We start from the raw sequence: 13732 nt of genomic DNA, 5'->3' as shown, positions 1-13732 counted from the left end.
GCCCCATGAACTTCTCAGCCTGGTCCATTCGAAATCCGGTCGCCCCGCTCCTCGGCTTCTTCCTGCTGATGATCGTCGGCGCGCACGCCTTCTTCAATCTGCCGATCACACGCTTTCCGAACATCGACGTGCCCGTCGTCAACGTCACCGTGACGCAGAGCGGCGCATCGCCCGCCGAACTCGAAATGCAGGTGACGAAGGAGGTCGAAGACGCCGTTGCCGGCATCAACGGCATCGACGAAATACAGTCGACCGTTACCGATGGCCAGTCGCAGACCGTCGTGATCTTCCGTTTGGAAGTGCCGACGCAGCAGGCCGTTCAGGATACCAAGGATGCCATCGATCGCATCCGTGGCAACCTGCCCTCGACGATCGACCAGCCGATCGTCTCGAAGGTTGACGTCGTCGGCCAGGCGATCCAGAGCTTCGCCGTCTCCTCGCCGAACATGACGCTTGAAGAGCTGTCCTGGTTCGTGGACGATACGGTCAAGCGTGCGCTGCAAGGCAAGCCCGGCATCGGCCGCGTCGACCGCTATGGCGGCGCCGACCGCGAGGTCCGCATCGAGCTCGATCCGAACAAGTTGAACGCCTATGGCATCACGGCGCTGTCCGTCAGCCAGCAGCTGCGCAGCACCAACATCGACCTGGGTTCCGGCCGCGGTCAGGTCGCCGGCAGCGAGCAGGCAATTCGTGTCCTCGGCGACGCCCGCAATGTCGCGCAGCTCGCCGACACGACGATCGCGCTCACCAACGGCCGCTTCGTCAAGCTTTCCGATCTGGGTGTGATCAAGGACACCTATCAGGAACCGAAGTCGTTCTCGCGGTTCAACAGCACCCCTGTCGTCACCTTCGGCGTGTTTCGCTCCAAGGGCGCCAGCGAAGTGACCGTCGCCAATACGGTTGCCGACACGCTGTCCAAGGTTCGCGCTGAAAATCCGAACGTCTCGATCGAGATGATCGACGATTCCGTCTACTACACCTACGGCAACTACGAATCCGCCATGCATACGCTGCTCGAGGGCGCGATCCTGGCCGTTATCGTGGTCTTCCTCTTCCTGAGGAACTGGCGCGCGACGCTGATTTCAGCGGTAGCTCTGCCGCTTTCCGCGATCCCGACATTCTGGATCATGAACCAGATCGGCTTCTCGCTGAACCTCGTCAGCTTCCTGGCATTGACGCTGGCGACGGGCATTCTCGTCGACGATGCCATCGTCGAGATCGAAAACATCTCGCGCCATATCAAGATGGGCAAGACGCCCTACCGCGCCGCCATCGACGCGGCTGATGAAATCGGGCTGGCCGTCATCGCGACGACCTTCACGATCATCGCGGTCTTCGTGCCCGTTTCCTTCATGCCGGGCATTCCGGGCCAATACTTCATTCAGTTCGGCCTGACAGTTGCCTTCTCGGTGTTCTTCTCGCTGCTTGTCGCGCGTCTGATCACACCGATGATGGCCGCCTACCTGATGCGCGCCGAAGACGGTGTTGACGACCACCATGACAATGATGGTCGCTTCATGCGCGGCTACAGCTGGTTGGTTCGGGTGACGACGAGAAAATGGTACACGCGTTACCCGACGCTCATTGCAGCATTCGCTTTCTCCATCGCCTCTGTTGTCGCACTGATCGTGTTCGTCCCCGGCAGCTTCATCCCGCCGGAAGACTCCTCGCGCATCGTGCTATCAGCCGAACTTCCGCCGAATGCACGGCTCGACGACACCGAACAGGCGACCAACGAGATCTATCGCCGCGTCAAGGGCATCGACGGCGTCGCGAGCATCTTCGTTCTCGGCGGCGCCTCGCCGAAGGGTGATCTGGAACTGCGCCGCGCCACGGTGACGCTGACGCTCGGTAAGCTTGATCAGTCGCTCGTCAAGAAGCTTGTCAACGACGTCCTCGGCTCGTTGCCCGTCATCGGCCCCTATCTGCCGAAGGTCACTGTGCACGGCCGCGTGCGTCCCCAATGGGAAGTCGAAAAGGAAGTCTTCGCGAAACTGCGCTCGATCCCCGACGTGCGCATCACCAAGCTCAACGACCGTGGTGATCGCGACCTGACCTACAACTTCCTTTCGCGCAACGAGAAGGACCTGAAGCAGGCGGTCGGCATTCTGGAAGCCGAGCTGCGCACCGACCCGACGCTCGCCAACGTCAGCGCAGACGGCGCATTGCCGCGTCCGGAGCTGCAGATTTATCCGCGTAAGGATGAGGCAGCACGCCTCGGCATCACGCCGCAGATGATCTCCGATACGGTCCGCGTCGCCACCATCGGCGATATCGACGCATCACTCGCGAAAATCTCGCTCGACGACCGCCAGATCCCGATCCGCGTGCAGGCTTCGCTCGGCATGCGGCGTGATCTCGCCGCCATCCGCGCCTTGCGCATCAAGACGTCAACGGGCGCAACCGTTCCGATGTCGACCGTCGCCGACATCAACTACTCGGAAGGTCTGTCCTCCATCAAGCGCAACAACCGCTTCCGCGTCGTCGCCATCGGCGCCGACCTGCCTCAGGGCGTGGCGCTGGATACGGCGTCCGAGCACTTCCTCGATATCGTCAACAAGGCCAAGATCCCGGCCACCGTGCATCTGGCGGAAAGCGGCGATACCAAGGTGCAGAAGGAAATGCAGCAGAGCTTCGGCAATGCCATGCTGCTCGGCCTGCTGCTGGTTTTGACCGTGCTGATCCTGCTGTTCAAGGATGTGATTCAGCCCTTCACCATTCTGTTCTCATTGCCGCTGGCAATCGGCGGCGTGGCGCTGGCGTTGATGATGACGGGCAACGCGCTTTCGATGCCTGTGATGATCGGCATTCTCATGCTGATGGGCATCGTGACCAAGAACGCCATCCTTCTGGTCGACTTCGCCATCGAGATGATGCATCAGGGCATGCCAAGGCTGGATGCCGTCATCGAGGCCGGCCGCAAGCGCGCCCGCCCCATCATCATGACCTCGATCGCCATGTCGGCCGGCATGCTGCCATCGGCCCTCGGCGTTGGCGAAGGCGGCTCCTTCCGCGCGCCAATGGCCATCGCCGTCATCGGTGGCATCATCGTGTCGACGGTGCTGAGCCTGGTGGTCGTGCCGTCTTTCTTCCTCATCATGGACGACGTATCGCGCCTGCTTGGCTTCCTCTTCGGCAGGCTGGTCGGCAAACGGGATGCGGACGATGAGGTCGTCACCAAGGAGGGCCTGGCGACAGCCGTCAATGAAAACCGCCAGTCGCTTGCGACATTGGAAGAGCGCGTGGAGGCCATGGAAAGCGGCGATACGCGCCGTTCCAAGCCAACAGGCACGAATGTACTGAGACTGCCGCCTTTCGCGGCCGAATAAGCTGCTCGATCGGACGATCAAGCCATGTCGGGGCGGCTCAAAGGCCGCCCTGTTCTTTTAGGAAATCGACGATCTTGCTGACGCCCTCACCTCGCTTCATGTCTGAAAACACGAAGGGGCGAGCCTGACGCATCCGGTTGGCGTCACGGTCCATCACATCGAGATCGACCTCGACGAAGGGCGCCAGATCCTTTTTGTTGATGACGAGGAGGTCCGACTTGGTGATGCCCGGCCCGCCCTTGCGCGGGATTTCTTCGCCCTGGCATACCGAGATGACGTAGATGGTGATATCGGCAAGATCAGGCGAAAAAGTCGCGGCCAGATTGTCACCGCCGGATTCGATGAAGACCACGTCGAGATCCGGAAGCCTCTCGTTCAGGCCGGCAATAGCCTGCAAATTGATCGTCGCATCCTCGCGAATGGCGGTGTGCGGACAGCCGCCCGTTTCGACACCGACGATGCGATCCGACGTCAAAGCCTGCATCCGCACCAGCGCTTCCGCATCCTCGGTCGTATAGATATCGTTGGTGACGACAGCGACGGAATAGTCGTCACGCATCGCCTTGCAAAGCTTTTCGGTCAATGCGGTCTTGCCCGAGCCGACAGGCCCGCCGATGCCGACACGCAGAGGTCCATTTCTCGATTTCATGCTCGCAACTCCGGTAAAATGGCAGGATAGCGAAGCATCCCTGCGCCGCACAGCGGCGAATGACGTAGGACGCCCCTCGACGCGGAAATTTCCGTGAGGCGTCGCTTCATGAGCGAAAGAGCCGCGTTCCCTGGGTTTCGTGCCGCAGGCTCGCAATATCGGCCTGAACAGTCGCCGCGCCGAGATCATCCAGATCGGATTGTGCCGCCGCCATCGCCACCTTGGCAAGGATGTCCTCCAGCTCCGCGAGGATGGCGACGCCGTCCTTCTGTCCGGCTACACCGAGCCGGATGCCGGCGGACAGCAGCTGGGATACAAACGCATGCAGGAAGGCGGCGAGCGTCTTCTCGACGGGGATAGCATGAGCCCGGGCAACGGCTCCGATCGCGACAGGATAGACGGCTTTTGCCGGCAGCAGCGAAAAGATCTGGTGCGGCCAGGCACCGGCGGCCGACAGGAAGGCTTTTCCTAGCAACATGGTTTCGGCGTGACGCTCCTTTGAGCCGGCGAGCGCCTCGCCAAGCTCCGCAACGTCTGCGAGCCGCAAGGCGTCATCTCCGGCCTGATGCGCTTCCGCAAGCAGGACAGCATCGTTCCATCCTGAACCTTGCTGGATGAGCGTCGCGATCCAGGTCTTCAAGCTCTCGCTGTCATGAACCAATCCGTCATGAACGGCCCGTTCAAGGCCACCGGAATAGGCAAAGGACCCCACCGGAAATGCCGGCGACAGCCAAGCCATCAACCGTAGCAAAGCCTGTAGATCGCGATCAACACTCATCGCCATGTCGCCCGCTTGCGCTCAATCATGTGAGTGATGGTCATGTCCATGCGAATGGCCGCCATGGGAATGATAGGCGCCACGCGCGGGCTGGAAAGGCTCGCTGACCTCGGCAACAGTCGCGCCGAGCCCTTCGAGCATGGCGCGAATCACATGATCGCGCAGGATCAGGATACGTTCCTCCTCGATCTGCGCCGAAAGATGGCGATTGCCGAGATGCCAGGCAAGCTCGATCAGATGACGGCGATCCCGCGGCGTGATTTCGAAAAGCTTTTCATCCGCGGCAACGATCTCGATCAACTCGCCGTCCTCGCGCACCAAAAGATCGCCATTGGCAAACAACACCGGCTCTTTCAGATCGAGCATCACCATCTCGCCATTCTCAAGATGCAGCAGTTTGCGGCGCAGGTGCCTGAGATCATGCGGCAGCACGACGCGATCGATCGGATTGGAGGAAGGGGTGCCGGCTGGCAGGTAGGACATTACGCGTAGCATGGCAAATCCAGATCAAAGCATTTCCAGGAAAAGTGCGCAGCGGTTTTCCATCCGGAATGCGTCAAAACAAAGAGATTGAAACTTCACCCGAGCATGCAAAATAGTCGTGTCGCGCGCAAGCGCCAATGCCGCTCAGAAGGTGCTACATTCGTAGCGCATAGCGCTGCAGTTCCATGAGCTCCGCGGGGGCCTCTCCGTCCTGCTCGACGGCGCAACGGCGCCAGATCTGAGAGAGCCGCTCGCGCTCGTGAACGACCCGGTTGCGACCGAGTGTCTTGGCCAGATAAAGGGCCTTATCGGCAGCAGCGTAAACGCCCTCCGCCTTACGCTCCCTACTCATATCGGCAATGCCCGCCGAGATGGTTATCTTGACCGAACCGCCGTCGATGGCGATCGGATGGTTGGCGATCTGTTCCTTGATCTCCTCGATACGGTTGATCCGATCGGCGGTCTCGCCTCCATGAATGATGGCGCCAAATTCCTCGCCGCCGAGCCGGGCGATCACATCGCCACCGGTAAAGACATCCCTGAAGAGCTGCGATACCGCGATAATCACTGCATCGCCGGAAGCGTGGCCGAAACGATCATTGATCGTCTTGAAACGGTCGACATCGAAAATCACCAGCGAAGCGCCGTGGTCGGCTTCGTTCAGCGCTTCCGTAAAGGCGCGGCGATTGAGCAGGCCGGAAAGCCCGTCGGTGCGGCTCAAACGTTCGAATTCGGCGCGGGAAACGGCAAGCCTGTGCATCGAAGAGCCGGCCAGTATCGCCAGCGCGCCGGAAACCGTACCGCCGACGATCCATGCCAGCAGGACGCCGAAGCGCATGACCTCAAGAACCGGCAATGGCAGGAGATCGAACCACTGCAAGATGGGAAGCATAACAATCATGATCGCAAGCGACATGATGACGGCCGTAAAACTCATCTTAAGCGCGAAAATATAAATCGCACGCCTGTGTTGAAAGTTGCCGACTTCGGTCTGCAGTGAAATCCATTGTTTCATGCGATTCACCTTCTTCTGCTACCGTTTCAGTCACGTGAGATAGGGGTGAAGACGCTTCCAGGTCTTTAATCGAATCACTAAAATGCCCGGCATTTCCCAACTTGTGAACAATCTCCGATAGCGGCCGCCACCGTCTCTGGGGCAAATCGAAAGGCTGCCAGGAGGTGACGCTCCGCAAGCCCATGATAAAGCTGCACTAACCCGCACAAGGCATTGAAGGCCCCCGAAAAGGGAGCCTCCATGTCAGCCGACAGCAATTCCTCGGAATACCTGTCAGAAAAGGAAATAACGCTGCGCCATCGGCAGCACAGTCGCCGGCTCGCAGGTCAGAAGCTCGCCGTCGGCGCGCACCTCATAGGTTTCCGGGTCTACCTCGATATGAGGGGTGAGACTATTATGGATCATCGATGCCTTCGAGATGCCGCCGCGGGTATTCCTGACCGGCAATAGCGTCTTGGCGATACCAAGCTTGCCGGCAAGTCCCGCATCGAATGCAGCCTGGGACACGAAGGTCACCGAAGAGTTGGTCCGATTCTTGCCGAATGCCCCAAACATAGGGCGGTAATGCATCGGCTGAGGCGTCGGAATGGACGCGTTGGGATCGCCCATCGGCGCGGCGGCAATTGAGCCGCCAAGCAGAACCATTTCGGGTTTCACGCCGAAAAAGGCCGGATTCCACAGCACCAGATCCGCGCGCTTGCCAATTTCGATCGACCCGACTTCATGGCTGACGCCATGGGCGATGGCCGGGTTGATCGTATATTTGGCGATGTAGCGCTTCACGCGGAAATTGTCGTTGTCGCCGATCTCCTGCGCCAGACGGCCGCGCTGGCGCTTCATCTTGTCGGCCGTCTGCCAGGTGCGGATCGCCACTTCGCCGACGCGGCCCATGGCCTGGCTGTCGGAAGAGATGATCGAGAAAGCGCCGATATCGTGCAGGATATCCTCGGCGGCGATGGTCTCCTTGCGGATACGGCTTTCGGCAAAAGCGATGTCTTCCGGGATCGACGACGACAGGTGATGGCAAACCATCAACATGTCGAGATGCTCGGCGATCGTGTTAACCGTATAGGGCCGGGTCGGATTGGTCGACGACGGAATGACGTTCGACTGGCCGCAAATCTTGATGATGTCTGGAGCGTGACCGCCGCCAGCGCCCTCGGTATGGAACGCATGGATCGTGCGCCCCTTGATAGCGCCGATCGTATCCTCGACGAAGCCACTTTCGTTCAACGTATCCGTGTGGATCATCACCTGAACGTCGTAGGCATCGGCCACACTGAGACAGCAGTCGATCGCGGCCGGCGTTGTTCCCCAATCCTCATGCAGTTTCAGCGCACAGGCGCCGCCGAGCACCATCTCCTCCAGCGCCGCCGGCAGCGACGCGTTGCCCTTGGCGGACAGACCGATATTCATCGGAAAAGCATCGAAGGATTCGATCATGCGCGCCAGATGCCACGGCCCCGGCGTGCAGGTCGTTGCCAGCGTGCCATGCGCTGGGCCGGTGCCGCCGCCGAGCATGGTGGTGATACCCGACATCAAGGCTTCCTCGATCTGCTGCGGGCAAATGAAATGGATATGGCTATCCATACCGCCGGCGGTAACGATTTTGCCCTCGCCTGCAATAACCTCTGTGCCCGGCCCGACGATAATGCCGATATCAGGCTGCGTATCTGGATTGCCGGCCTTGCCGATCGCAACGATGCGGCCATCCCTCAAGCCGATATCGGCCTTCACGATCCCCCAGTGGTCAAGGATCAGTGCATTGGTAATGACGGTATCGACAGCCCCGTTCGCCCGCGTCACCTGGCTCTGTCCCATACCGTCGCGAATGACCTTGCCGCCGCCGAACTTCACTTCCTCGCCGTAGGTGGTGAAGTCCTTTTCGACTTCGATGAACAACTCGGTATCGGCGAGCCGCACCTTATCGCCAACTGTCGGACCGAACATGTTGGCATAGGCAGCGCGGGAAATCCTGTAGGGCATGGTTCAGTCTCCTTGGCAGGAAGAGAGGTGGTTCAGTCGGGAAGACGTCTCAGACGTCCGAGGGACACATAGGCGTCCACCAGTTGCTTTTCGGCGGCAAAAGGATGCTCGCTCCAACCCACGTGGCTAAAGCCGGTAATGGCGACATCGTCGTTGGGATGACGCAACAACACATCGGCTATCACGATCATGCCGCTGCTCGGCACGACATAGGCGCCGGGTTCATGCGGGGCGAGCGCGGCGTCGACGCCTTCGTGCACGGACTGCTCGATCACCACATGCCGTTTCCCTGTTGCCTGGCAGAAGGCGGTGAACTGGTCCGTATAGTCATCGCAGAAATCGTCGAGCTCGGGATGCGAGATTGCCAAGGGCGCGCGAAGGGCTGCAAACTTACGTGGATCGCGCACGCTCCAGATTTCCGACGCCGAAGCGACCGCCGGGCTCTTTCGCCATTCGGCGGAACCGAGCATGGCGCGCGCCGGACGGCCGGTATTGCAGACCGCAACCACATCGGTCCGACTGCCGCCTGCACCCATCGAACGGCAATCGTTGAAGCGGATTACCAGGTCGGCGGCATCGATCGTCGCTGCCAGCGCCGGCGCGACGTCACCATTACCGACGATCACGATGCGCCTGGAACTCACTGATTGCCCTCCGGCCCATCGGCAAGATCCTTCAGTTCTTTGGTCCGCTTCTTGGTCAGGTCAGCCTTGCATCCTGAAACCAGCATGGGCTCCATGGAGCCGCCGCGCGCCTGAAATCCCTGCGCCTCGCATTCACCGTCACGATAATCCACCCAGGCACGTTGCGCCTTGATGAGCGCCTTTTCGGCACCCTTCATATCGTTATCCAAATCCGCGTCGATGGCGACCGTCGCGGCGCGGGTTTTCTTGTATTGGGCATTCAGTGCCTTGTCGGCCGTGTCGAAATCGAGCGCGGCGCAAATGTTGAGATCGGTCTGCGCTTCGGCCTTGGCGCAATCGATCTTCGGATTATCCGGATTGTTCTGCGCAAAGGCAGGACCGCAGATCAGGGCCGCGACAAAAGCCGCAGCAGGCGCAAGCATTTTCATCGACATCAAATTCCCCAAAAACTTAGAGTTTGCCCATAATCTGCTGACGAAAGCCGTAGACTTCGCGCTTGCCCGACAGCGGGATCAACGTCACCGAGCGCGTTTGTCCCGGCTCGAAACGCACGGCGGTCCCAGCGGGAATATCGAGCCGCATCCCCCTCGCCTTGTCGCGATCAAAGGAAAGCCCGGCATTCGTCTCGGCAAAATGATAGTGGCTACCGACCTGCACCGGCCTGTCGCCCGTGTTGGACACCTCGAGCGTTATGGTCGACGCGCCGGTATTGAGCTCGATATCGCCAGCTGCGGCAATGATTTCGCCTGGAATCATGGTCTTCTCCTCATGCAGCCCGAACAGGCGCACATCCCTCTGCTTTCAAAACACGCTTGGTCGAGGCCGGATATTTGGCGAGCAATGCTGCGGGCCGAACAGGCCGCTGCACGAACGTGCCGCCGCAATTCGGGCAGGCACCGCCCAGAACCTTATCGACACAATCGGCGCAGAAAGTGCATTCGAACGTGCAGATCATCGCCTGCTCGGTTTCCGGCGGCAAATCTCTGTCGCAACATTCGCAATTGGGTCTGAGTTCCAGCATGTCGGCCTCAACGGATCGGTTCATGAACGGTGACGAGCTTTGTTCCGTCCGGGAACGTCGCCTCCACCTGAATATCGTGGATCATCTCGGCGATACCCTCCATCACCTGATCGCGGGTGATGACATGGGCGCCGGCCTCCATCAACTCGGCCACCGGGCGGCCGTCGCGCGCACCTTCGACCACGAAGTCGGTGATCAACGCGATAGCCTCGGGATGGTTGAGCTTGACGCCACGCTCCAGCCGTCGCCGCGCCACCATTGCCGCCATGGAAATCAGCAGCTTGTCTTTTTCTCTTGGAGTAAGGTTCATCGCCTACCTACGTGATTGCTGTTTTCCGAACCAGGATGCCGAAAAATGTGAACGATTTTCGGATGACTTCCTGCTCTTGTTCTTTATTTCTGGAGCTGGATGATTTTAGGTCAGGCGGGCCTGAAATCATCTAGCTCCGGGGGACTTACAGGTTCCAGACTTTCGGCACTGGCGCGCCGTTGCGCAAGGCGGAAATGATCGGGATGAGGACTTTTCTGAGCGCAAAACCATCTGCCGCAACAAGCCTCACCACAAGCTTGTCCTTCCAGTGACTGGCGCCTGCCATATGCGCATCGACGAGCGGCCTGACATGACCGAGATAGCTCTCGGCCTGAGGCCCAGTATAAAGCAATGTCGCAAAGGCGACCTGGCCGCTCAACACAGCGCTTTTGCCGGTCAGCGTCGCGATATCGCCATCCAGGCGCAGTTCCTCGGCATGGATCAGGCGACCGCCGCGGCGGATGCGCCAGCGGTCGCGAAACAGCCCCGTCACCATCGCCTCACCCATGGCCTTGCGCCCGAGCAGGATGGCCTCGACCGCAAGAAATTCGGCCGTCGCGTCAAGTTCGACATCCAGCCGGCGCGAAAGCGAGGCACGATCGAAGAGAATGGTTTCCTGTGGCAGCCAGTCGACCCGCGCGCCTGAACCTACGCTGATGGAAGTCCGGACCTCCGCCGTATCGCTTGAGGCCTTGTAGATTTTCTCGCAGGCCTGTGTCGTCACGTCTATGCGCGTATCCGGCGCGGCGGCAAAGCTCCAATCCATACGATCGCCACCGGTAAGACCGCCGGCCGTATTGATGATGACTGCTTCCATGGAATTATCGAAGGTCTGTGGCAGGCGGATCTTTGCGGCACCTTCCTGAAACAGTTCCGCCAGGCGCGTGCGACCGCCAAGCGACTTGGCCGCGAGATGGCCGCGCCCCTGCGCCCTCTGCGGTCTCGTGCTTGACGCTGCCATTGCCATTCCGCCCCCCCATTTGCCCGATGCACCGACGCCGGATCACTGAAGTCTTTCATGGAATAGACGCACGCAATTTCCATGCCTTGTGCCATTGCCCCGAACAACGCTCTGCCCCGCGACGATGGGTGCTTCCTTTTTCGCCAAACGCCAAAAAGAAAGGCAGCCACGGTCATCACCAAGTACCGGACGGCCTCGTTGCGCATGAACTCTATTGGGGTGCCGCCAATCGGAGCGCCACGCGATCTATCAAGGCTAGCTCTCTCCCTCGGCTTACACCTGCTCCGAGATGCACGGATCAGATCACCCGGTCCGGCGGCTCGCGACCAGCAAAGAAGGCGCTGATATTGTCCATCACCTTCATGCCCATGGCTGTGCGGGTCTCTTCCGTGGCGCTGCCAAGATGCGGCAGAAGCACGACATTCTCCAGCGCCCGCAGCCGCTCAGGCACATGCGGTTCCGCCTCGTAAACATCGAGGCCTGCGCCGCGGATTGTGCCCTGCTCGAGGGCGGCTATCAGGGCCGTTTCGTCGACCACATCGCCGCGCGCGGTATTGATGAGGAACGCACCCGGCTTCATTGCCGCAAAGCGCGTCGCGTTCATGAGATGGCGATTTTCCGCGCCGCCGGGGCAATGCAGTGAAACGAAATCGGCTGCACCAAGCACGTCTTCCACCGTGGGCAACTGCCTCGCGCCGTAATGCGCGGCCTCGGCCGGATCGACTGAGGAGCGATTGTAGAAGACGACATCCATGCCGAAGCCGAAATGGCAACGTTGCGCGAATGCCTTGCCGATACGACCAAAGCCGATAATGCCGACGGTCTTGCCGGTAACCTTGGTGCCGACCAGATGCGTCGGTCTCCAGCCGGTCCAGGCACCGGCACGCACCTCACGCTCCCCTTCTCCGCCGCGGCGCGCGACGGACAGCAACAGCAGCATGGCAATATCGGCTGTGCAATCGGTGAGAACACCCGGCGTGTTGGTGACGACGATGTCCTTCGCTTTGGCGGCTGCAATATCGATATGATTAAAGCCGACACCGAAATTGCCGATGATCTTTGACCTGACCGCCTCTCCCGCGAAGAGCGCTGCAGGAAGCCTGTCGGAAACGGTGGGCAGAACGGCGTCATAGGAAAGCAATGCGTCGCGCAGTTGCGCCGCATCGAGCGCAACATCGTCCTCGTTCAGCGTGGTGTCGAAAGCTTCCGACAGGGCCGCCTCGACGGCGGTCGGCCAACGCCGCGTAACAAGAATCCGGGGTTTGCTCATGTGCTTATCCTCTTGCCTGTATCAGGCAGACTTAAAGCAGGTCCGCCGTGAAGGAAATGCCGATCCTCAGTCAGCAGCAACGAAAAAAGCCCGGCGCGTAGCCGGGCTTTGCAGATCGTGTCGAAGCCGGAAATCGGCGGGTTCGAAGCTTACTTCGCGATTTCGTCGTAAGCGTACTTGCCGTCGGAACCCTTGGACCACTTGTAGATGACGTAGTCCGGGCGGGTGATGTCACCCTTGGCGTTGAAGCTCAAGTCGCCGATTGCAGTCTTGAACGGACCCTTTGCCTTGATAGCGTCGGCAACGGCCATCGGATCGTTAGAGCCGGCAGCCTTGGCGGCAGCGGCAATGACCTGCATCGCTGCATAGCTGTAGAAGGTGTAGCCTTCCGGTTCGTAACCGGCAGCGCGGAACTTGGTCACGAGGTCAGCAGCAGCCGGATTCTTGCGGGCATCCGGTGCGAAGGTCATCAGCGTGCCGTCGACGGCATCGCCGGCGATGGAAGCCAACTCGTTGGTAACGATACCGTCACCCGACATGAAGTGAGCCTTCACGCCCTGGTCCGCCATCTGGCGCAGGATCAGGCCGGCTTCGGTGTGGAGACCGCCGTAGTAGACGAAATCGGCACCGGCCTGCTTCATCTTGGCGATAAGAGCCGAGTAGTCCTTGTCGCCGGGAGTGATGCCTTCATAGAGAACTTCCGTCACGCCAGCGGCGTTCAGGTTCTTCTTGGTTTCGTCGGCAAGGCCCTGGCCGTAAGGGGTCTTGTCGTGAACGACTGCAACCTTGGCGCCCTTGAAATTGTCGACGATGTACTTGGCGGCAACTATGCCCTGCTGGTCGTCACGGCCGCAGGTACGGAAGGTGTTCCAAAGACCGCGCTCGGTATAGACGGGATTGGTAGCGGCCGGCGAGACTTCGAGGATGCCGTTTTCGGCATAGACTTCCGAAGCCGGGATGGAAACGCCCGAGTTGAAGTGACCGACGACGAACTTCACACCATCGGACACGAACTTGTTGGCAACCGAGACGCCCTGCTTGGCGTCGGAAACGTCGTCGCCCAGTTCGATCTTGATCTTTTCCCCGTTCATGCCGCCAGCCGCATTGATATCGGCGGCCGCCTGCTCGGCGCCCTTCTGAAGCTGCGCACCAAAAGCAGCGTTCGGGCCCGTGAGGGGAGCGCCGACGGCAATGATGATATCGGCCTTTGCAACGCCACCGAATGCGATCATCGCCGACAATGCCACTGCCGACAGAAGATACTTCTTCATATTGTTACTCCCAAT

The 13732-nt window shown here is 60.1% G+C and carries 14 protein-coding genes; 1 reads left to right on the top strand and 13 read right to left on the bottom strand.

The window, feature by feature from the left end; genetic code table 11:
• The first annotated feature begins 5 nt into the window (after positions 1-5).
• Entirely contained in the window at positions 6-3329 is a 3324-nt protein-coding gene (locus ACIQJ2_RS09500; RefSeq protein WP_400669915.1) for an efflux RND transporter permease subunit, read from the top strand.
• Between the two features lie 37 nt (positions 3330-3366).
• On the opposite strand, the gene ureG is transcribed toward ACIQJ2_RS09500, so the two are convergent.
• From ureG to ACIQJ2_RS09435, 13 genes are all read right to left on the bottom strand, one after another.
• A complete protein-coding gene (gene ureG, locus ACIQJ2_RS09495) occupies positions 3367-3978 on the bottom strand; it encodes an urease accessory protein UreG (protein WP_199093402.1) in 612 nt (203 codons plus the stop codon).
• A gap of 106 nt (positions 3979-4084) precedes the next feature.
• A complete protein-coding gene (locus tag ACIQJ2_RS09490; RefSeq protein ID WP_400669912.1) occupies positions 4085-4756 on the bottom strand; it encodes an urease accessory protein UreF in 672 nt (223 codons plus the stop codon).
• A gap of 21 nt (positions 4757-4777) precedes the next feature.
• Entirely contained in the window at positions 4778-5251 is a 474-nt protein-coding gene (gene ureE, locus ACIQJ2_RS09485; RefSeq protein WP_400669911.1) for an urease accessory protein UreE, read from the bottom strand.
• Positions 5252-5393: 142 nt separating this feature from the next.
• Positions 5394-6254 (bottom strand): GGDEF domain-containing protein, encoded by an 861-nt coding sequence (locus tag ACIQJ2_RS09480; protein WP_400669908.1) that lies wholly within the window; start codon positions 6252-6254, stop codon positions 5394-5396.
• 273 nt (positions 6255-6527) lie between these two features.
• Positions 6528-8240 (bottom strand): urease subunit alpha, encoded by a 1713-nt coding sequence (gene ureC, locus ACIQJ2_RS09475; protein ID WP_400669906.1) that lies wholly within the window; start codon positions 8238-8240, stop codon positions 6528-6530.
• Between the two features lie 32 nt (positions 8241-8272).
• A complete protein-coding gene (locus ACIQJ2_RS09470; RefSeq protein ID WP_400670261.1) occupies positions 8273-8866 on the bottom strand; it encodes a Urease operon accessory protein in 594 nt (197 codons plus the stop codon).
• 14 nt (positions 8867-8880) lie between these two features.
• Positions 8881-9312, bottom strand: coding sequence for a lysozyme inhibitor LprI family protein (locus ACIQJ2_RS09465; RefSeq protein ID WP_400670258.1), 432 nt, complete (start codon positions 9310-9312; stop codon positions 8881-8883).
• Between the two features lie 22 nt (positions 9313-9334).
• Positions 9335-9640 carry an urease subunit beta gene (locus ACIQJ2_RS09460; RefSeq protein ID WP_400669903.1) on the bottom strand — a complete coding sequence of 102 codons (306 nt, stop codon included), beginning with the start codon at positions 9638-9640 and terminating at the stop codon, positions 9335-9337.
• A gap of 10 nt (positions 9641-9650) precedes the next feature.
• A complete protein-coding gene (locus tag ACIQJ2_RS09455) occupies positions 9651-9905 on the bottom strand; it encodes a DUF1272 domain-containing protein (RefSeq protein WP_400669900.1) in 255 nt (84 codons plus the stop codon).
• Positions 9906-9912: 7 nt separating this feature from the next.
• Entirely contained in the window at positions 9913-10215 is a 303-nt protein-coding gene (locus ACIQJ2_RS09450; RefSeq protein ID WP_004107086.1) for an urease subunit gamma, read from the bottom strand.
• Positions 10216-10360: 145 nt separating this feature from the next.
• A complete protein-coding gene (locus ACIQJ2_RS09445; protein ID WP_400669897.1) occupies positions 10361-11182 on the bottom strand; it encodes an urease accessory protein UreD in 822 nt (273 codons plus the stop codon).
• Positions 11183-11474: 292 nt separating this feature from the next.
• Entirely contained in the window at positions 11475-12446 is a 972-nt protein-coding gene (locus ACIQJ2_RS09440; RefSeq protein ID WP_400669895.1) for a 2-hydroxyacid dehydrogenase, read from the bottom strand.
• Positions 12447-12595: 149 nt separating this feature from the next.
• Positions 12596-13717, bottom strand: a complete 1122-nt coding sequence (locus ACIQJ2_RS09435; RefSeq protein WP_199150549.1) for a branched-chain amino acid ABC transporter substrate-binding protein — start codon at positions 13715-13717, stop codon at positions 12596-12598.
• Positions 13718-13732: the final 15 nt, after the last annotated feature.

Origin of the sequence: Rhizobium sp. NPDC092011 (assembly GCF_044756305.1) — a bacterium.
In the GTDB taxonomy this organism is placed as follows: domain Bacteria; phylum Pseudomonadota; class Alphaproteobacteria; order Rhizobiales; family Rhizobiaceae; genus Rhizobium.
Note: the sequence above shows the minus strand (reverse complement) of the source record. Positions and strands in the feature narration are given on the sequence as shown.